Annotated in this window: 16 protein-coding genes; 8 read left to right on the forward strand and 8 right to left on the reverse strand. The window is 44.8% G+C overall.

Annotation, left to right across the window (positions count from 1 at the left end):
- Window positions 1-23: 23 nt before the first annotated feature.
- The 7 genes from murG to T426_RS0102795 are packed head-to-tail and all read left to right on the forward strand — an operon-like array spanning window position 24 to window position 7,927.
- Window positions 24-1,136 carry an undecaprenyldiphospho-muramoylpentapeptide beta-N-acetylglucosaminyltransferase gene (murG, locus tag T426_RS0102765; protein WP_025863001.1) on the forward strand — a complete coding sequence of 371 codons (1,113 nt, stop codon included), beginning with the start codon at window positions 24-26 and terminating at the stop codon, window positions 1,134-1,136.
- Window positions 1,133-2,518 (forward strand): UDP-N-acetylmuramate--L-alanine ligase, encoded by a 1,386-nt coding sequence (gene murC, locus T426_RS0102770; protein ID WP_027585246.1) that lies wholly within the window; start codon window positions 1,133-1,135, stop codon window positions 2,516-2,518. Before murG ends, murC begins: the two co-directional genes overlap by 4 nt.
- Complete coding sequence (locus T426_RS0102775; protein ID WP_025863002.1) at window positions 2,511-3,263, forward strand: cell division protein FtsQ/DivIB; 753 nt, start codon at window positions 2,511-2,513, stop codon at window positions 3,261-3,263. Before murC ends, T426_RS0102775 begins: the two co-directional genes overlap by 8 nt.
- Window positions 3,264-3,269: 6 nt before the next feature.
- Complete coding sequence (gene ftsA, locus T426_RS22530) at window positions 3,270-4,610, forward strand: cell division protein FtsA (protein ID WP_082229514.1); 1,341 nt, start codon at window positions 3,270-3,272, stop codon at window positions 4,608-4,610.
- Between the two features lie 33 nt (window positions 4,611-4,643).
- Complete coding sequence (gene ftsZ / locus T426_RS22535) at window positions 4,644-5,993, forward strand: cell division protein FtsZ (RefSeq protein WP_025863004.1); 1,350 nt, start codon at window positions 4,644-4,646, stop codon at window positions 5,991-5,993.
- A gap of 35 nt (window positions 5,994-6,028) precedes the next feature.
- Entirely contained in the window at window positions 6,029-7,453 is a 1,425-nt protein-coding gene (ftsZ, locus tag T426_RS0102790; RefSeq protein WP_027585247.1) for a cell division protein FtsZ, read from the forward strand.
- 24 nt (window positions 7,454-7,477) lie between these two features.
- Entirely contained in the window at window positions 7,478-7,927 is a 450-nt protein-coding gene (locus T426_RS0102795; RefSeq protein ID WP_025863006.1) for a GatB/YqeY domain-containing protein, read from the forward strand.
- A 169-nt stretch (window positions 7,928-8,096) separates the two neighbouring features.
- Here the strand turns inward: T426_RS0102795 and T426_RS0102805 are convergent, their stop codons facing one another.
- From T426_RS0102805 to nadB, 8 genes are all read right to left on the reverse strand, one after another.
- The gene (locus T426_RS0102805) at window positions 8,097-10,205 is read right to left on the reverse strand and encodes a peptidylprolyl isomerase (RefSeq protein WP_025863007.1); all 2,109 of its coding nucleotides are present in this window, start codon (window positions 10,203-10,205) and stop codon (window positions 8,097-8,099) included.
- Between the two features lie 95 nt (window positions 10,206-10,300).
- Entirely contained in the window at window positions 10,301-11,569 is a 1,269-nt protein-coding gene (locus T426_RS0102810) for a hemolysin family protein (RefSeq protein WP_025863008.1), read from the reverse strand.
- A gap of 18 nt (window positions 11,570-11,587) precedes the next feature.
- Window positions 11,588-12,199, reverse strand: coding sequence for an LPS export ABC transporter periplasmic protein LptC (gene lptC / locus T426_RS0102815; RefSeq protein ID WP_025863009.1), 612 nt, complete (start codon window positions 12,197-12,199; stop codon window positions 11,588-11,590).
- Window positions 12,171-13,790: a tetratricopeptide repeat protein gene (locus T426_RS0102820; protein ID WP_159103284.1), complete on the reverse strand. Its 1,620-nt coding sequence runs from the start codon at window positions 13,788-13,790 to the stop codon at window positions 12,171-12,173. The genes lptC and T426_RS0102820 overlap by 29 nt, the downstream gene beginning before the upstream one ends.
- A gap of 25 nt (window positions 13,791-13,815) precedes the next feature.
- On the reverse strand, window positions 13,816-15,099 hold the full coding sequence (gene bamG / locus T426_RS0102825) for a BamG family beta-barrel-assembly machinery protein (RefSeq protein ID WP_025863011.1): 1,284 nt from the start codon (window positions 15,097-15,099) through the stop codon (window positions 13,816-13,818).
- Window positions 15,083-15,817, reverse strand: coding sequence for a type III pantothenate kinase (locus T426_RS0102830; protein WP_025863012.1), 735 nt, complete (start codon window positions 15,815-15,817; stop codon window positions 15,083-15,085). The genes bamG and T426_RS0102830 overlap by 17 nt, the downstream gene beginning before the upstream one ends.
- A gap of 8 nt (window positions 15,818-15,825) precedes the next feature.
- A complete protein-coding gene (nadC, locus tag T426_RS0102835; RefSeq protein WP_036984116.1) occupies window positions 15,826-16,677 on the reverse strand; it encodes a carboxylating nicotinate-nucleotide diphosphorylase in 852 nt (283 codons plus the stop codon).
- A gap of 1 nt (window position 16,678) precedes the next feature.
- The gene (gene nadB / locus T426_RS0102840) at window positions 16,679-18,259 is read right to left on the reverse strand and encodes an L-aspartate oxidase (RefSeq protein ID WP_025863014.1); all 1,581 of its coding nucleotides are present in this window, start codon (window positions 18,257-18,259) and stop codon (window positions 16,679-16,681) included.
- 563 nt (window positions 18,260-18,822) lie between these two features.
- On the opposite strand from nadB, the gene T426_RS22540 reads away from it, so the two are divergent.
- Window positions 18,823-19,959, forward strand: a complete 1,137-nt coding sequence (locus T426_RS22540; RefSeq protein ID WP_051568921.1) for an efflux RND transporter periplasmic adaptor subunit — start codon at window positions 18,823-18,825, stop codon at window positions 19,957-19,959.
- Window position 19,960: the final 1 nt, after the last annotated feature.

Here is a 19,960-nt window from a genome sequence, read left to right on the forward strand (position 1 = left end):
TAAGTTTTTTGAATCAGAAGAAAATGAAAACATACAAATTCATCATTAGCGGAGGCGGAACCGGCGGACATATTTTCCCTGCCATATCCATTGCCGACGGACTGAAAGAACGTTATCCTGATTGTGAGATTTTGTTCGTGGGGGCAGAACACAAGATGGAAATGGAGAAGGTTCCGGCGGCGGGATATGCTATCGAAGGTTTGCCTGTGGCTGGTTTTCACCGGGGCGAGATATGGCGCAACCTTTCGTTCCCATTTAAGCTGCTTCGTTCGATGATGAAGGCCCGTAAAATTGTCACTTCTTTTCGCCCCGATTGTGTCATCGGAGTGGGTGGTTATGCTAGTGGACCGGTGCTTCGGGTGGCCACCAACAAGGGACTGCCAACGGTTATTCAGGAGCAGAACTCTTTTGCGGGCGTGACGAATAAAATTTTGGCACGTAAGGTCGATAAGATTTGCGTTGCCTACGATAAAATGGAGCGATTCTTTCCGGCCCCAAAGATTGTTTTTACCGGAAATCCGATACGGAGCAATCTGGTGGAAGGGAAGAAGAATATTGAGGAGGCGATGGAATTTTTTCAGTTGGAAGAAAACAAATCGGTTCTGTTGATTGTCGGTGGAAGTTTGGGAGCCCGTTCCATCAACGACAGTTTGATGGCGCAGTTTGATGCATTGAAAGAATCCGGAATACAGGTGATCTGGCAGACCGGAAAATTCTATTATAAATCCATCAGCGAAAAGCTGGAAGGGAAACTTCCCGGCCATATTCACCTGATGGAATTCATCCCGCGAATGGATTTGGCTTACGCAGTGGCTGATTTGGTCATCTCACGAGCTGGCGCGGGAACGATCTCTGAACTTTGTCTGGTGGGCAAACCGTCCATCCTGGTTCCGTCGCCCAATGTGGCAGAGGATCATCAGACCCGAAACGCCATGGCGTTGGTAGAAAAAGAAGCGGCCGTATTGGTTAAAGACAGCAAAGCAAAAGAGAAACTGGTTCCTGAGGCTTTGAAGTTGATCACTGACAAGCCCCAACTGGAAAAACTGGCAGCGAACAGTACAAAAATGGCTTTGCCCAATGCGACCCGCGATATTGTAGAGGTTATTGCTGAATTGCTCGAAAAACGAGAATCATGAATCTGGAGAAGGTACATAGGGTTTATCTGCTCGGTATCGGAGGCATTGGAATGAGTGCCCTGGCCCGTTATTTCCGTTTTCACGGGAAAAGGGTAGAAGGATACGACCGTACCGAAACGGAACTGACCCAAGAGTTGGTTGAGGAAGGAATTTATGTCCATTATGAGGCCGATCTGAGATATGTACCGCCGTTTAACGATTTAGATAACACACTGGTCGTCTATACACCGGCCATTCCTGAGTCGAACATCGAGTTGCAGTTCTTCCGGAAAACCGGAACGGCAATGTACAAGCGTTCGCAGATACTGGGTATAATCGCAGCCGAGAGTCAGTGTGTAGCGGTAAGCGGAACGCACGGCAAAACTTCGGTGACAACGATGACGGCACATCTGCTACATCAATCATCTGTTGGTTGTACATCCTTTATGGGAGGAATTTCGAGGAATTACCATACCAATCTCATTCTTCCTGAAAAGGAAACCAATGTGGTGGTGGCTGAAGCCGATGAATTTGACCGATCGTTTTTGCGGTTGTTCCCGCAGCGGGCAGTGATTACATCAATCGATCCGGATCACCTGGATATTTACGGTGAGTTTTCACATCTGCTCGATGCATTCAAAAGTTTTGTCGCGCAGGTGAACAAAGGCGGTGAAGTATTGTACAAAAAGGGACTTCCGGTAGAAACCGACTGGAATGAAGAGGCTCAGTTCTACACATATTCCATCAAAGGGAAGGCCGATTTTTATGGGACGAATATCCGGGTGGAAGACGGAGCTTACCATTTCGATTTGGTGACACCTTTCGGTGAATTTACAGATTTGCGACTGGCTTACCCGGGACTGATGAATGTGGAGAATGCGGTTGCTGCTTGCGGATTGGCTTTGCTTTCCGGTGTTAGCGGTGATGAAATTCGGGAAGCGTTAGCCAGCTATTTGGGCGTTGTCCGCCGTTTCGACATTCGCTTTCGCGGAAAAGAGACGGTTTACATCGATGATTATGCACACCATCCGAAGGAGTTGGAGGCGACCATTCATTCGGTTCAGGATATGTTTCCAGATAAAAAGGTGACCGGCATTTTCCAGCCGCATCTTTATTCCCGGACAAGGGATTTGGCAGAAGACTTCGCCGCGAGTTTGAGTTTGCTGGATGAATTGATTCTGTTGGATATATATCCGGCACGGGAAGAACCGATTCCGGGTGTGGATTCGCGATTAATATTCGAAAAAGTAGCGATAAAAGACAAAATACTTTGCAGCAAAGAGGATTTACCCGAAGTCGTTGAGAAGCTTGAACCAGGCGTTTTGCTGACGCTGGGGGCCGGCGATATTGATCAATGGGTAGAACCGATTGTGGAAGTATTGAAGAAGAAAGAAGATGTTTAAGAAGTTTCTGCATATCATCCTTTGGGGTGCGGCCATTGTGCTCATCGTATTTTCGCTGGGATTTTCCGCGCGAAAATACAGGCAGACGCGATGTGTAGGGCTGGTGGTCGACGTGAGTGACTCGGCCCAATACCGATTCATCGATAATGAGGATGTGGAGAAATGGATACAAAAGAAATATAACGGGGTTTTTGGTAAACGGCTCGATTCCATCAACACCAGAACCATTGAAGAAGGACTGGAAAAGTTACAAGCCATTGGTCGGGCGCAGGTTTATACTACACTCGCAAGCAGTACCGGTGATAAAGGCGGTTCGCTGGTCGTGCGTATTGAGCAGCGAAGGCCTATATTCAGAGTTTTTACCAGTGGACTGGATTACTATATGGACAACGAAGGAAACGTGATGAACTGGACACCGAAGTATACGGCAAGGGTTATTCTGGTGGGCGGTTCGGTTACCCGGAAATTTGCCAGGGAAACCTTGGTTCCTTTGGTGTCTTACATCGATTCGGATGATTTTCTAAAGGCACAGATCGACCAGATTTACGTAGATGACGACAGTGATCTGACCATGATTCCCCGGATTGGTGACCAGCGAATTGAATTTGGAAAAGCCGATGATTATCGGATCAAATTCCGGAATCTGAAAGCTCTATACACCGAAGGTTTTCGACACGGAGGATGGTCGAAATACAAAAGCATTAACCTCAAATACAGAAATCAGATAGTTTGCACAAAAAAATAACTTCCTATGAGTTCAATGAAAGAAATGACCGCTGCAGTAGATATAGGTACTGCGAAAACGACTGCCATCATTGGTCGCTATACCATTGATAGGAAACTGGAGGTCGTTGGCTATGGAAGTACGGATACGCGTGGCGTCAGGAATGGTGTTGTGGTGAATATTGAAGAAGCCGGACAATCGATACGGGAAGCGGTAGATGCAGCTTGCCGTGGATTGAAACTGAAGGTTCGCGCGATTTATGCCGGTTTGTCGGGACAGAAAATTCGTACCCGGTCGGCCAGTGGCTACCGGATGATTGATAAAGATGGTGAGGTAACCCGTGAGTTGGTTTCTTCGTTGTACGAAGAAGTTGGTCGTTACTCTTTGCAACCCGGAGAGAAGATTTTTCATGTGGTTCCGCAGGAATTCATTGTCGATGGCGAAATGGGAATCCAGCAACCGGTTGGTATGGCCGGAAACCGCATCGACGCTATGTTCAACCTGATCCTGGCGCCAGATTCGTACCGGATTAATCTTCGCCGAAGTGCGGAAAAGGCTGGTTTTGAGTTGGCTGGTGTGTTTGTCAATCCTTTTGTGCAGGGAGAGGCCTATCTCACCGAAGACGAGAAAGAAGCCGGCGTTGTATTGGTCGACTTTGGTGCCGGAACTACCGGTATTTCGGTTTACTATGAAAACCGGCTGCGTTTGGCTGCTGAACTTCCTTTTGGAGGTGCGGTGGTTACCCGTGATATCAAAGAAGGTTGTAACATCATTGCCCGGCATGCTGAACTCCTGAAAGTTCAGTTTGGACGTGCGTTGGCTGAACTGGCTCCTGACAATAAAGTGGTGCAAATTCCCGAATCGGACGGATGGCCAGCCAAAGAAGTGAGTTTCAAAAATCTCTCTCACATTATCCAGGCCCGCATGGAAGAAATTTTGGAAGGTATCAGTTTTCAGATTGAATCGACCGGGTTGATGCATAAACTGGGTGCCGGCATTGTCATTACCGGTGGTGGAGCCGGAATGGCTGAACTGGAAAAGCTGATTAGTTATAAAACGGGTTTGGATGTTCGTTTTGGCCGACCAGTTATCCCGATGAAGGAGTTGTTGTTTGCCGAACAGGTGAATGGCCCGGAAGCAGCTAATATTCTTGGATTGCTGGTGAAAGGACTCAAAAAGCGCGAAGGAATGCGGAATCCGGATACCATGGTGATCCATGAAAGCGAAGAAGAGGAAAGACCTCAAAATCCCCGCCAGCAACACAGGCCGAATGGAAACGGATTTAAAGGCGTATTCAACAATCTGTTCGAAAAAGCCCGGGATGGTCTTGGAAACCTGATCTCGGATGAGGATATGGAAATGAATTAGACTACGATGTAAACCAACCAAAAGTAATACGGTATGTCATCAGAAGAAGATTTGCTCAATTTTGGTTTTAGACATAACCAGGATTCCATTATCAAGGTCATTGGCGTTGGAGGCGGCGGTGGAAATGCGTTGAACTACATGTTCCGGAATGGAATCACCGGTGTCGATTTCATCATTTGTAACACCGATGCCCAGGCGTTGGAGAATAGCCCTGTGCCTGTTAAGGTACAGTTGGGTGTTTCGCTAACCGAGGGGCGTGGTGCCGGCAATAAACCGGAACAAGGAGAACAGGCTGCCATCGAAAATCTGGCGGATATCCGGAAGGTGTTGGCAAACAATACCCGGATGGTATTCATCACGGCCGGAATGGGAGGAGGTACCGGAACAGGCGCTGCACCCGTGATTGCTCAATTGGCTCGTGAAATGGATATTCTAACCATCGCGGTGGTGACACTTCCGTCGGAAAAAGAAGGTAAACGTCGTTTCGATCAGGCAATGGTTGGGGTCGATAAGCTAAAGAAATTTGTCGATAGCTTATTGGTTATCAGTAACGAAAACCTGCATAAGATTTATGGTGACTTACCGGCGTCAAAAGCGTTTGCACAGGCCGACAATATATTGGCCACAGCTGTAAAGGGGTGTGCTGAAATTATTACCCTTCATGGTAATATCAACATTGACTTTGCCGATGTGAACACCGTTATGCAGTCGAGTGGCGTATTTATTATGGGATCGGGGATTGCCGATGGCGAAGATCGGGCCATGCGCGCAGTCAAGGAAGCGTTGATCTCGCCGCTTTTGGATAGCAATGATATTTATGGAACCGAAAATATACTGCTGAATATTACTTCGGGTGACGAAGAAATCCGGATGGGGGAAATTGGTCAGATTATCGATTACCTTCAGGATGCAGCTGGTGATGATGCCAATATTATCTGGGGAAACGGACGTGACGAAAAGCTCGGCTCAAAGATTTGCGTGACGCTGATTGCTACCGGTTTCAAGACCAATCCCAACAGGATACTGAATCCCGAAACGGAAACGACCAGGGTTTCGTTGCAGGATGAGAAAACCGAATCGGTTAAGAGTGAATTGAAACTTCCGCTCAAAGAGGAAAAACGTGTTGAGCTGGAGAGGGAGTTTTATGAGCCGGTAGGCAAGAAGAAGAATTATCTTGACGAAGATGACCTTCAGGTAGAACATGAATACCAGAATGAGGAGACGACTTCATACCAAAATGAAAGCCGGCATAAAAAGAGTGAGGAGAAAAGACACCGAAGCAAAAAGCACAAGGAAGAAGTAACTTCGGAGCCCATTACCAACTGGTTTGTCAAACAGTTCAATACCTTCTTCAGTGACAACGACATGGAGATGGATGAATAACAAATATTAGGTAGAATTAAATTAAAGAGCGAGATATGGCCGAACTGATGAATTTTGAATTACCAGAGAAGCAGAATTGCATCATTAAGGTAATAGGTGTTGGAGGAGGCGGTGGAAATGCGGTCAACCACATGTTCCGTCAGGGGATAAAAGATGTAGATTTTGCCGTTTGTAATACTGATGCGCAGGCGCTGATTAATAGTCCGGTGCCTACTCAGGTACAATTGGGTGCGTCGCTGACAGAGGGACGCGGAGCCGGCAATAAACCGGATGTTGGGCGCGATGCAGCCCGTGAAAATATACAGGAGGTAGAAGAAATTCTTTCTCATGGAACCAAAATGGTCTTTATAACGGCCGGAATGGGCGGCGGTACCGGAACCGGAGCTGCTCCTGTTATTGCCGAAGCAGCCCGAAAACTGAATCTGTTAACGGTGGGAATTGTGACGATTCCTTTCCGGAATGAGGGACGAAGAAGGATTGAGCAAGCCATCAAAGGAATCCGCGAGATGGAAGGCAATGTGGATTCGTTGCTGGTCATCAATAACGAACGAATCCGTGAAATGTACGGTGATTTTCCTATTTCGAAAGCCTTTTCGAAGGCCGATGATGTGTTGGCCATTGCTGCCAAAGGGATTGCCGAGATTATCACGTATCACGGGTTCATCAACGTGGACTTTGAAGATGTAAAAACGGTGATGAAAGAGTCTGGCGTAGCCGTAATGGGCTCTTACCGGGCAACCGGCGACGAACGGGCTTTAAGAGCTGTTGAAGGCGCCTTAAATTCGCCGTTGCTGAATAATAATGATATTCGGGGAGCCCGGAACATCCTGGTGAATATTACTTCAGGGGAAAAGCAGGAAGTGACCATGGATGAAATGAATCTCATCAACGAATATGTACAGGAAAAGGCGGGGAACTCTGCAGATTTGATTTATGGAGTGGCAATCGAGCCATCGCTCGAAGATTCCATTTCGGTGACGGTTATTGCAACCGGATTTAAAACAAGTTCGATTCCCGAGCTACGGACCGACAAGAAAGAGCCTGCCGAGAAGGTTTCTTTGCAGGATGAAAAGGATAGAGTACCCTCCAATATTTCTGGCCAGGTAGGCATGTCCGACGATGATAAGGTGGTAAGAAAATCGGGTACTCCCGTTTTTGAAGGGGAACCGGAAGATGAATTTGAACCCTTGTATGGTCCCGTACCAAAGGATAAGCATTCAGGCGGTAAACGCACAGAAGAGCAGAGGAAACAGGTTATGCAAGTCGATTTTTCAACCCTTTCGGATGATGAGGTTGAAAAAATCAGCAATGAGCCTGCTTATGTACGTCGGATGTTGCGCTTAGAGAACGAGAAGAAAAAGAAGGCTTCTGAAATATCCCGGCTTTCTCTGTCGGATAATAAAGACGAGGGACCTAAACTTCGGCGTAATAACTCGTTTTTGCACGATAAAGCTGATTAGTTAACGTATAAATACCATAAAATCATGAGTTTGTTTGACCAAATCAATGCCGATATTAAATCGGCTATGCTCGCCCGCGACAAAGTGAAGCTGGAAGCTTTGCGGAACATTAAAAAAGTGCTGATAGAAGCGAAAACGGCAAAAAGCGGACAGGAAGAACTTGCCGACGATGTTGCTTTGAAGGCCATTGCCAAGTTGGCGAAGCAAGGAAAAGATTCTGCAAACATTTATAAGGAGCAGAACAGGCAGGATTTGTATGACCAGGAAATGGATCAGGTGAAGGTATTTGAAGCTTATCTTCCCTCAAAAATGAGCGATGAGGAACTGGCGGCCGCAGTGAAGGATGTTATTGCTGAAGTTGGTGCAGATTCGATGAAAGATATGGGGAAAGTGATGGGGGCTGCCAATGCAAAACTGGCCGGACGTGCTGATGGGAAGGATATTGCTGCGAAAGTGAAAAGTTTGCTTTCCTGATGATTGTCACCCGTTTTCTATTTTATTAGCTATACCTTTCTTTTTCTCTGGCAATCGTAGTTTCGCAGCTCTTTTATAGCCGGAGGTTATAAGAAAAGAAACCCCGCAATAACTTGCGGGGTTTTCTTTTGTGTCTCTATATTTTCCGGTTTCACCGGGAAAATTTTCATTAATAGAATTTCGAACGTTTGTCAACGATGTCGGCCTCCTTCTTCAATGTCTCGAAGGCTTGTGTGTTGGCACGATAACTCAGGCTCATCATCATCTGATTCTTGTCTCCGGCGACATCGGTATCGGCGCCTTCTTTAACATTGGTTACTTCGACCATATATACGCCGTTGTTACCTTTTACAGGGTCCGAAACTTTATGTAAGCCAAGTGTCGTTGCAGTACCGATGACGGCAGGTTCAACTCCGGCTCCCGGAATAGAATAGGAATTGAAAGTCAGGTTACTAGCCTGTTTTTCATTTACATTCAATGCGGCAGCTAACGCGACCAGACTGGACTTTCCTTCCATTTCTTTAGCCAGGTAATTACCTTTTTGTTCTTTTCTTACGGCCAATTCAACGCGATCTTTTACGCTGGAGAATGGAGCAATTCCTTTTTCCTGAACACCCGTGAGAACAGCAATAACAAAATTATCACCCAGTTCGAAAATTGCTGTGCCCTCATAGCTTACAATCAGTTTCCCTACTTCGGAATTGTTAAAGGCTGAACGAACCAGAATGCGGGCATCTTTAAGACCATTGATGTTTTGCTGATCTTCTTTGATGGTAGCATATCGTTTATCCAGTCCTTCAGCGGCAACGGCTTTGTTAAATGCTTCCTGCGTTTGATTTTCGCCGGCAAATTTCGAAGCTGTAGAGTAAACATTCTGGTAGGTTTGGCTACTCGGTTCAACTTTACGGCTGATAATGGCCAGCTGTACATTCGGAGCAGTTTTTCCTCGTTTTGTTACCTGAAGCAGGTGAATACCGTACTGTGTTTGTACTTCGCTTACTTCATTTACTTTACTGGAGAACGCAGCATCGTTAAATGCTTTCACCATTGTACCACGCCGGAACCAGCCTAAGTCTCCACCATTGTTGGCAGAACCCGGATCCTGTGAATACTTTTCGGCCAATTTTGCGAAGTTGGCACCTTTCTGAATCAGCGTTTTTAAACTGTCTGCCAAAGCTTTTGCTTTTGGGGCATCAGCCTGACTGTTTACGCGTATCAGAATGTGACGTGCTCTAACTGAATCGGGAAGACTTTCGAACTTCTCAATTTTTGCCAGTTTCCAGCTGTCACCTTCTTTGTAAGGACCGTAGATGTCACCCACTTTTCCGCTGAAAGCGAAATCTCCCAGTTCGGGCGACAGTTCATCTTTCTTGTAAAAGGAATCATCGAATGGTACATCGGAGTTCACGTTTACAAATGCCACATCATCGTTGGCACTGGCAAAATCCGACTTGATATTTTCGATCCATTTGTGCGTGTTTTCTTTATCAGCAGCTGATGGCTCTACCGGAAAAACGACATACTCAATCCGACGCGCAGCATCCTGCTGATACAATTCCTGATGGTTGTCGTAGTAGCTTTGCATTGCTACGTCGGCTACGGTTACAGCACTGTCGGGAACAGAAGCGTAAGTTTTGGCAACAAAATTGATGTCAACCTGATGATTTTTGTCTGCTACATTCTGCTTTGCTTCAGCAGTAGTAACATAAAGTCCTTTGGAGACCAAATCGTTGTACTTGGTGTATTTACGCTGAGCGACGATTTGTTTTTCCATGAACAACCAGTATGCTTTCTGCTGACTTGTTCCGTTTGTTTCCAAGTGCTTCAGAAACTGAAGGATAGCCGAACGGTTTACCTGACCGGTTTGCGGGTCGCGGAACAACTGTTGGATGATAGGACTAATGTTGTTTCCCTGAACCATATCGAAAAGTTCATCGGAACTGACGCCAATTCCCAGATCCTTGTAAATATCGCTCATGACGTAATTGCGCACCATGTTTTGCCAGGTTTGCTCTCTGAGCTGTTCCAGCGTCTTCTGGTCAACGGAATTAGTACCCGAATTCATTTTATAAATCTCGGTCAGTTCGTCAAGTTTCTGCTGGTACTCCTTGTAATCAATACTTTTTCCGGCAATCTCAGCAATTTCCATTTGTTTTCCCCGTAAAAGCGAACGTCCGGAACGAAGCATGTCGCCCAGAATGAACGCCAACAGAGCCAAACCAATAATTACTGCAACCAGAACACCAGCCTGGTTCCTAATTTTCTGTAATGTTGCCATTAATGTTCAGGTTATTTATTAAAATCTTTTGTTTAATTCTTTGGGCTACGAAGATAATAATTTTAGAGTACCCATCACTTTTGATGGAATCAAAATTACGTGTTATCCAATATTTTCAGTTCAATGAGTTCAATTCGGGTCTTCGAGCCTCTTAGTACTTTAAACTGAAACTTTTCAATATCGATGACTGTATTCATCGTTGGGATGCTGCCGTGCTGGTGAAGAATGTATCCGGCAATGGTCTCATAATTGTCGTCGACCGGCAGACCTAAGAAATATTTTTCGTTGATTTGGTCGATTTTCATTCGTCCCGAAAATATGTAATGGTTCTCATCAATTTTGCGTTCGACCAAATCTACCGTATCATGTTCATCTTCGATTTCTCCGAAAATTTCCTCCAGGATATCTTCGGTGGTGACAATACCAGCGGTTCCTCCAAACTCATCAACCACCACGGCCAGACTTTTATGTTCGTGCAGGAACTTGGTTAGTAATTTGCTGGCCTCCATGGTTTCCGGAACGTAAATAACTTTGCGAAGGGAAGCCGTAATATTTTCGGGATTGTGGAAAAGATCGGAGGAGTGTACGTAACCAATTATGTTGTCGATGCTGTCTTTGAACACAATGATTTTCGAGAAACCTGTTTCGATGAAGCGTTGACGCAGTTCATCCATCGGCGTATGCACATCGATGGATTCAATTTCAGGCCGTGGAACCAGACACTCTCTTAATTTGACCTTCGAAAAATCGAGTGCATTTTTGAAAAGCTTGATCTCATTTTCTACAGTTTCCGAAACTTCTCCTGCGGGGCGTTCGCTTTCGCCGATGAATTTATTTAGATCGACGCGGCCAAAAACCAGTTGTTCCTGTTCCTGTGCAATTTCTGTTTTGAATATTTTTCTTAATAAAAGTCTGGAAATTCCCATTGTCATCCAGGTGATAGGATAGAAGAGCAGATAAAATATTCCTACCGGTATGGCAAATATATTTAGTGCCAGGTTCGGTTTTAACCGGAAGAGCGTTTTGGGCAGGAATTCGGCAACAAACAGGATGAGCAGGGTAGACAGGAGCGTCTGTGTTATTAAGGACAACGTATCATTCGTGACGATCGGAGTAACGATCGGGTCGAGTAATTTGGCGAAGGCAATACCGTAAACAACCAATGCCACATTGTTTCCCAGTAACATGGTGGCAATGTAGTGGCCCGGTTTTCTTGTATATAGTGTGAGAAATCTGCTATTTAAAAAATTCCTGTTCTTCTCTAATTCAAGTCGGAGTTTATCGGAAGATACGAACGCCATTTCCATTCCGGAGAAAAAGGCGGAGGCAGCAAGTGTTCCAAATATGATTAGAAAGACATTCATGTTTAGCAGGTAGAACGATTATTTTTCTTCGTTTACGTATAGTGTTCCTTTGGGTTGAAGAATCTTCCAGTTTTTTAGATTTTCATCCGATTCCAGTCCAATCCCTGTAATAACCTGGTCGTTTTTGATGAGCCGAACATATTTATCTGAAAAGATACGTTTTTCCTTTCTTAGCCAGGTAAGTTTTTCGGTTTTCAGTGTATCTCCATCGGCATTCACCGCGACAACGTTGCCAATGGCCAGCCATTTTTGCTCTTTCTTGAAGCGCTTGCCATAATTAGCTGATATTCCGGATGTAACATTCTGGTTCTTATCGAACTCAACAATGTGAAATCCGTCAGGAAATTCGGTATAAGGGTCCTTTTTATTTTCATACTCAAGCAAACGGGGAGTTGTCAGCCGATAACGCACAATACCAGAATCGGTATAAGTCATTTCAAAATTGGTGGCGTCAACTGTTGGTAACTCCTCCTGTTCGATAAGTTTTGACGGTAGGTCAGCTTCGACTTTAGACTGACAAGACAAAAGAAGCATTGCTGCTCCTAATGAAAGGGCAGCAATGCTTGACTTAATCAGTATTTTAATCTTAAATGCCGTAGTATTAACGGAATCGTATTTTTGTTGTTTCATTAATCCAGCCTCCTACTTTGTAAGTATCTCCGGCATTGTATCCCTGGAAGAAAGCATTTTCCTTATTCGGGAAATATTTTTTGTAAATGTTGATATTCTTATTGGCTTCTTCTGCAACCGAAGGATCTACTGCTTTGGCTTTTTCGAAATAGTCAACCGCTAAAACGAATACCATAGCCTTATCGAAATCAATGTCGCCAAAGTTTTTAGCGGAAGCAGCGTAAATACTACCCATCAGCAGGTAAAGCTTACCATTTTTTGGTTCCAGTTTAAGTGCTTCGCGGGCGTCTCCGCGCGCAGATTGATACTGCCCCTGACTAAGCTCAACAGTTCCCAGTTCGTACAAGTCAAGAGACTTCTGTGTGGGATCTTTTTCCAGCGAAATAGCCTCTTTATAGTATTTAATGGCCTTCTCAAAGTCTTTCAGTTTGATGTACAGACGGGCCATTGAGAATGCTGATTGTGCTGACGGCTCCAACTGATACAACTTGTCGGCTGCATTTTCATAAAGTTTGCTGTCTGTACAGTTTTCACTGTTCAGCATGTACAGCATCTTGCGCAGCATCTCAACATCATTCGGATTATTTTTGAATTTCGGTGTGTACAGCTTAATTAAAGTTTCACAATCCGCTGCACCGGAACTCTCGAAGATGGTATTGATGGCAGTGACAGCCTGTTTGTAGGCTTCACTATTCGGGTCCTTAGCCAGATTGGCATTGGCAATGGCCAGTGTTTTATCGTAATTCTGCATTACTTTATCCGACTCGAATTCACCTGTTTTAAAGAGAACATTGGTTCCCTGCATCAGCTGAACAAGAACAGCAGCTTCCGTTTTGTTTCCCTGCAGTTCCATCGACTGCTCCAACCAACTGTAACCGGTCTTGTATATTTCTTTCAGTTGATCATCAGTAAGCTCATCTGCATGCTCCAGTTTATATTTCAGGTATGTAGTCGCTTTTCGTCCCAACAAGTAGCCTTTGTCATCGAAGTATTTCATTCGCTTGTCGTAGATTGACAATAATTTGTCAAGTAAAGCAGGCTTTTCTGAATCCGATGCTTTATCAAGCATTGCTTCATACATCTTGATACCTACGATATAGACATTGACAGATGATTTAGGATACTTAGTGTATACATGTTCCCACGGCTTAAGTGCCGATTTGTAATCCTTCATCCGGTAAAACTGGTCATACATGGAGTAATTACTCATGTAATCCTTGTCTTTGGCTTTCACCAACTCTGTTTGTGTCCGGAGGTCAGCACCAGCATCCTCGTTATCAGTGTTCGCCGGCTTTTTACCGATGTACATGTTGATAACATTTTTGCTATTGCCTTCAATGTCCAATTTCTCTTCGCCGGCTGCGTAAGTGAATTTCAGGTATTTTGTTTTATCACTGATTTTCAGTTTGTACTTACCGTCGAAGCTTGTGAAAAATTGGTCACTTGACCGGTTGGCTGTAACAGTAACACCTGCAGCAGGTTTACCATCAATATATACAGTACCGGTAACCACTCGCTGTGCCATTGCGCCAGCGATTCCGACCGTGTAGGTCAGGATGAGTACTAAAGCTGTTCTGATAATCGTCTTCATATCCATACCAATATGTGTGTAATTGTTAATCGAATTTACGTTTTATGAACCACCGTTCGTTAAGCATGATATGCAAGGTCAGTTTTGCATAATCTTCTTTCAACAAGTTATTGCTCGTTGTCCCTATTCTTCCTAATTCAGCTGAAAGGTTCAGGGTAGAACGGGAACGGCTCAGTGGTAATCCTACTCCAAAGGTCATGCCATAACCGCTGATTTGTGTTCCGTTGAGGTAAAGATAGGAATTCTCGTAAAACAAACCCATGCGATAGTATGCTCGATTCCAGTAGCTTCGAATGGAATACCGGTTGGGGTTAAATTCAACGCCCGCCGAGTATCGATCCCTATCGGTCAAATACGCCGGTGTTTCTCCAAATACAGTGGTTTGAGACCACGATTGGTGATAATAATCGGCACCCAATGTGATTTTGTTCTTAATGACGTAAGAAAATCCTGCTCCGTATGATACAGGTAATTTGGTTAGTTGAGAGCGGTCTTCAATATGGGCAAGCGTATCTGTGATTTGATTCGCTGTTCCGCGGAAAAGTGCTTTTTCCTGATGAAGAGTATATTTTGAAGTGTACTTTTGAGAAGGTTCAAAAGTTCCCCCAACTACCCATGTATTATTATTTTTTGTTTTGAAGTGATACTGCATTCCCAGGTTGAAACCGAAATCATGAACCATCAGGCTCTTGGTTTCATAATAATCATACATATTTTGATCAGTGGGATAATTAAGAGAGACATTGTCGCTCAGGGTCCCAAACATGTACCAGGCATTAATTCCCAGCGAAAAGTTTGGCATAATATTGAAACCGTTTCCCCAGAATACACGGGTGAGTGTTCCTTTTCCGCTAAAACTGCTGGCTATTGCCTTCCCTTCCACTTCGGAAGTTAAATTTACCTGGTAGCCCTTATCGGAGTATGGCGTAACTCCCCATGCGGTTGCCCACCATTTCGTAATGGGAAATGAAATGGCCAGATTACTTAGATTGGTATTATTGTCACCATTACTACTGGTTGCCGATTTGAATTCTGTATGACGAGAGCTGAGTCCAAAGTCCATCAGAAAAGTCATACTATCGACGGCAGTGTATGAAGCAGGGTTGGCCGTATTAATCTGATCGGAAAAACGTGTCCCAATTCCAATTCCACCCATGGCAGCGGAGCGTCCCTGCCCGTAATCACGCAGTTTTCCCAATCCGTACCTTGAATACGGAGAGCTGGTGTCATTATTTTGTTGTGCCCATGCGGCAACAGAGGTTACAAATACAACAACAACGGTAGCTACTATTTTAATTGTTTTTGACATTATATTCGAGGATTCGGTTCAACCCCAGCAGGGTAATTTGAAATTTTACAAAGATGGAACTTTTTAACTTTTTATCAAAGAATTCAGCATCGCCCCCAGTGACAATAATTGTTAATTCCGGCCACTTTGATTTCATCTTGTCAATTACGCTTTCTACTTCTGACAAAATACCTGTCAATACTCCACTTTGGATGGCTTCCTCGGTTGTTGTGCCAATGTCGGGCCAATTATCGGTCGGAGTAAGCAACGGAAGTCTTCCGGTGAATTGATGAAGTGCACGGAATCGGGTTTTCAGACCCGGTGAAATATTACCACCCATAAAGCCTTTTTTCTTGTCTACAATATCGTAGGTAATGGCCGTTCCTGCATCAATAATAAGAAGATCCTTTTCGGGGAACAGGCCGGCTGCACCTACTGCTGCTGCTATACGGTCGAGGCCGAGTGTCGCTTTCGAGCGGTAATTGTTTTTAATGGGAACAGGAGTCGTTGTTGAAAGTTCCAAAAAATAAGAGAACTCCTTTTGCAGGAGTTGGAAGAGTGTTGAATCATGTTTGGTCACTGACGAAAGAATAGCCTTATCCAATTCAGGGTACTGATTTTTCAAACGCAGAATAACTTTCTGGTCGAAATCTTCCAGTTGCACTGAATCTACCAGCCGGTTCTGATCGAAAACGGCCAATTTGGTGAGACTATTTCCTATGTCGATTACCAGGTTCAACAGGATGTTTATTTCAGGGTTACGTCTATATTCATGCTAATGTCCAGGGCTTTCACGCTGTGGGTCAAGGCTCCAATGGAAATGAAATCAACACCCGTAGCGGCCACTTCCTTCACCCGTTCAAGTGTCATGTTTCCCGATGCTTCAACTTTTGCCCGGCCATTTACCAGTTCCACACCACGCTTCATGGTTTCGTTATCCATATTGTCCAGCATGATGATGTCGGCACCGGCCGCGATGGCTTCTTCCACTTCGTTGAGATTGGTGGTTTCCACCTCAATTTTTACACCGGCGGCAATGGTGGGCCTGATGGCTTTCACTGCTTCGGTGATTCCTCCGGCCACTTTAATATGATTATCTTTAATCATCACCATGTCGTACAAGCCAATCCGGTGATTGGTGCCACCACCCATTTTTACGGCGTACTTGTCCAGAAGTCTTAGGCCGGGTACCGTTTTCCGGGTGTCCAGAATTTCGGTGTTGTATTCCTGAATGGCTTTTACATATCTGGAAGTTTCGGTAGCGATTCCACTCATGCGCTGGAGAAAGTTCAACGCAAGTCTTTCTCCGGTTAATAAAGCGCGAAATGAACCTTTTACCTGAACAAGTACATCGCCTTTTTTAACAATACTGCCATCTTCGATGTATGTCGTCCACTCAATGTCAGGATTTAGTTTGCGAAATACCCTTTCGGCAACAGGAAGCCCGGCAACCACACCATCAGCTTTAGCCGTCATCGTGGCGGTAGTTTTCATCTCTCCCGGTATCACTGCGTTTGTGGTAATGTCACCGTCAGCGATGTCCTCCTTCAATGCATATTCGATGATGGGATCGATGACGTCAAAATTCAGTGTACTCATTTCACTTTTTTATTCTTACGGGTTCGTATTGAATTTCTTTTCCTAATTGCTGAATGATGTGCTTTGCCTGCTCTGCGACTTCTTCGGGGTGATCTTCACGAATGTGGCCACCTCTGCTTTCTTTCCGAAGCAGTGCCGAGTTAATGATTAACCGGCAAATATCTATCAGATTCTTAATCTTATGACGGTTGTAATCATTCGAAGGAGCGTTGTATCTTAATGATATTTTATTGACCTCTTCAAATGCAGAGATCAAGCCTTCGTGATTACGTAAAATACCAACATGCGAATTCATTAAATCCGCCAGCTCATTTTTCACCGAAAGGAATTCTTCATCCGTTTCCTTGTTCAGGAATATGGGAGCCGGTGTTTCCGTTTCTTTGGTTTCCTGCAAATTTCTTCGTGCTTTCTCGATAGCTCTTTTTCCATAGACGAGACATTCGAGAAGAGAGTTGCTTGCCAACCGGTTTGCCCCCATTACTCCAGTCGAAGCAACCTCGCCACAGGCGTATAAACCTGGCAGGTTGGTTTGTCCCCACAAGTCCGTAAGAATACCGCCGACCATGTAATGTGCTGCCGGTGCTACCGGAATCAAATCCTGCGTCATATCTATTCCCAGTCGACTGAGATGCGCATCGATGGATTGAAACCTGCTACGGATGTAATCTGCATCGAGGTGCTTAAGACTGAGGTAAACATAGGATGAGTCTGTTTTTTTCATTTGCCGGAAAATGGCTGCTGCGACCACATCGCGGGGAGCCAGTTCTGCCATCGGATGAACACCTTCCATGAACCGTTCACCATTCACATCGAGCAACCTGGCACCCTCACCACGAACTGCTTCACTAACCAAAAACGCATCTTCTCCCGGAAGGGATAAAGCAGAAGGATGGAACTGGATAAATTCCATATCGGCCATTTGTACGCCGGCGCGCCATGCCAGTGCTACTCCGTCGCCGGTGGCAGTATGCGGATTGGTTGAACGGGTATAAAGGCGGGATAGTCCGCCTGTGGCCATAACCGTGGCCCTTCCTTTGAAGAGGATGTTTTCTCCACTCATGAATTGAAGAGCCTGAACTCCGTAACAATGACCTTCGTGGACCAAAATGCGGACAGCTGCAGTATACTCAAATGTTGAGATATTCTTCTTTTCGAGAACTTTTTTCAGCATGAAGCTGGTCATCATCTTTCCGGTTGCATCACCACCGGCATGTAGTATACGACGATGAGTGTGACCGCCTTCCAGACCGAGAAATAACTCACCATTTTCATCTCTATCGAACTCCATCCCACAAGAAATGATTTCCTGAATGCACTCCTGTCCTTCCCTGACTAAAATGTCAACAGCATCGTGATCGCAAAGACCCCGGCCCGCTATGAGGGTGTCTTGAAAGTGATTTTCCGGATGGTCGTCTTTGTCAATGGCTACGGCGATTCCTCCCTGGGCATGATACGAGTTGCTCACATCCAGCTCTGATTTGGAGATTAAAGCGACACTTCCATGGTCAGCGGCATGATAGGCCGCAACCAATCCGGCCAGTCCACTGCCAATAATTATAAAATCAAAATCAAGGGTCTTCATGCAATTGCTTTAAAGTCATCCAAATCAATGCCCGACAAAAATAACATTTCTGAAACAGTTTTAAACCTCTGTCTGTCTTTTGTGTCCAATGAGGGAGTAAAAAACAAGATCTCTTCATTTAATCAACAGTTAAGACGAACGAAGGATCTGGTTTTGTGGCAATCATCAATAATTTTCTGGTTTGTAAATAACGTATACATTTGTATGTCGTATAACTTAACTGAACCAAAAATGTGGTAATTCGCCTCTTACTAGCATCGCAGCAAATTGTTAATCGAAAAAGGAGAGAACGCTTTGTTGCTATAGCTTGTTAATGATGGAGATAGAGTGGTCGACTTGCTTTTCCAAATATCCGGTCGCACGAAATCTACTTCTCAGCATATTTTTCTTTTTCAATGATTTCGAGCTGTTTGACGGCTTTCGGAAGTCATTTTCGTTTGTGTCTGTAACTGAGAAGGGGCAGGCAATACTGATGTGTAAGTGCCGAATTGGCTGCTTGTTTTTCCATACGATTGAAAACTAACAACGATAACTGATTTAAATTCCTCATAATCAAATTAACCATGTCGAAGAGAAGAATAATTATTGTAAGCGTTGGCCTGATTGTACTTCTGGGTTTTTCGTTTGTCCTTATGCAAGTACTGGTGGGGATGAAACCTGAACCTCCCAGAAAAGCGGAAGAAGTGGTCAAACGATTTGTGAAGGCTAAACCTGTCGCCTACCATACGGTTACTGCTTCGGTGACAGCGCCGGGACGTGTATTGGCAACTAACGAAGTGATGTTGGTTGCTGAAGCTTCGGGACGAATTGAACCCGGAGAAATAGCATTGAAGAAAGGAGCTCGTTTCCGGAAGGGCCAAAAATTGCTGAATATTTATAAAGACGAGGCAGAAATGTCCCTGAGAGCAAAAAAGTCTCAATTCCTGAATAGTCTGGCTAATATGCTTCCGGATATTAAGATTGATTATCCGGATTTTTACGACCAGTTTAATCAGTTTTTTTCCTCGGTCAAACTTGATCAGGATTTGCCGGATTTGCCAAAAGTCGCTACCGGAAATAACGAGCAGCTGAAAGTTTTTCTGGCCAGCCGTAATATTCTGAGCGATTACTATTCCATTAAAAAGGACGAGATGGCCCTGAAACGGTATACTTTGTATGCGCCGTTTGACGGAACTTTTACCCAGGTGAATTTCGAAGTAGGAGCTTTTGTGAATATGGGTACGCAATTGGCTAAGATGATTAGTACCAGCAATATGGAGGTCGAGGTTCCTGTCGAGAACCGCCAGAGTGAGTGGATCAAAGTGGGCTCTTCCGCCATTATTCATTCCACAAGCCGCAATAAGAGCTGGCATGGTCATGTGGTCCGCAAGGCCGATTTTGTCGCGTCCAATACGCAGTCTAGAAGCATTTTTGTGAAGGTTGATCAGGATAATTCACGTGATGTCCTTTCCGGCGAATACCTCGAAGTGGAATTTAAAGGACAGGAAATCCCCAATGCAATGGAGGTTCAGCGAAGCGCGGTTTTCAATTCCAATTTGGTTTTCACGGTAGTGGACGGACGCCTGAAAAAAGAACCTATCAACTTGATCAAATACAACGAGGAAACAATTGTGTTCAATGGTTTAAAGCCGGGAACTGAACTCGTGATGGAACCATTAATTAATGCAAAGGAACAAACCGAGGTAGAGATTATCAGGTAGA

The sequence above is a fragment of the Prolixibacter bellariivorans ATCC BAA-1284 genome (genome assembly GCF_000621705.1).
In the GTDB taxonomy this organism is placed as follows: Bacteria; Bacteroidota; Bacteroidia; order Bacteroidales; family Prolixibacteraceae; genus Prolixibacter; species Prolixibacter bellariivorans.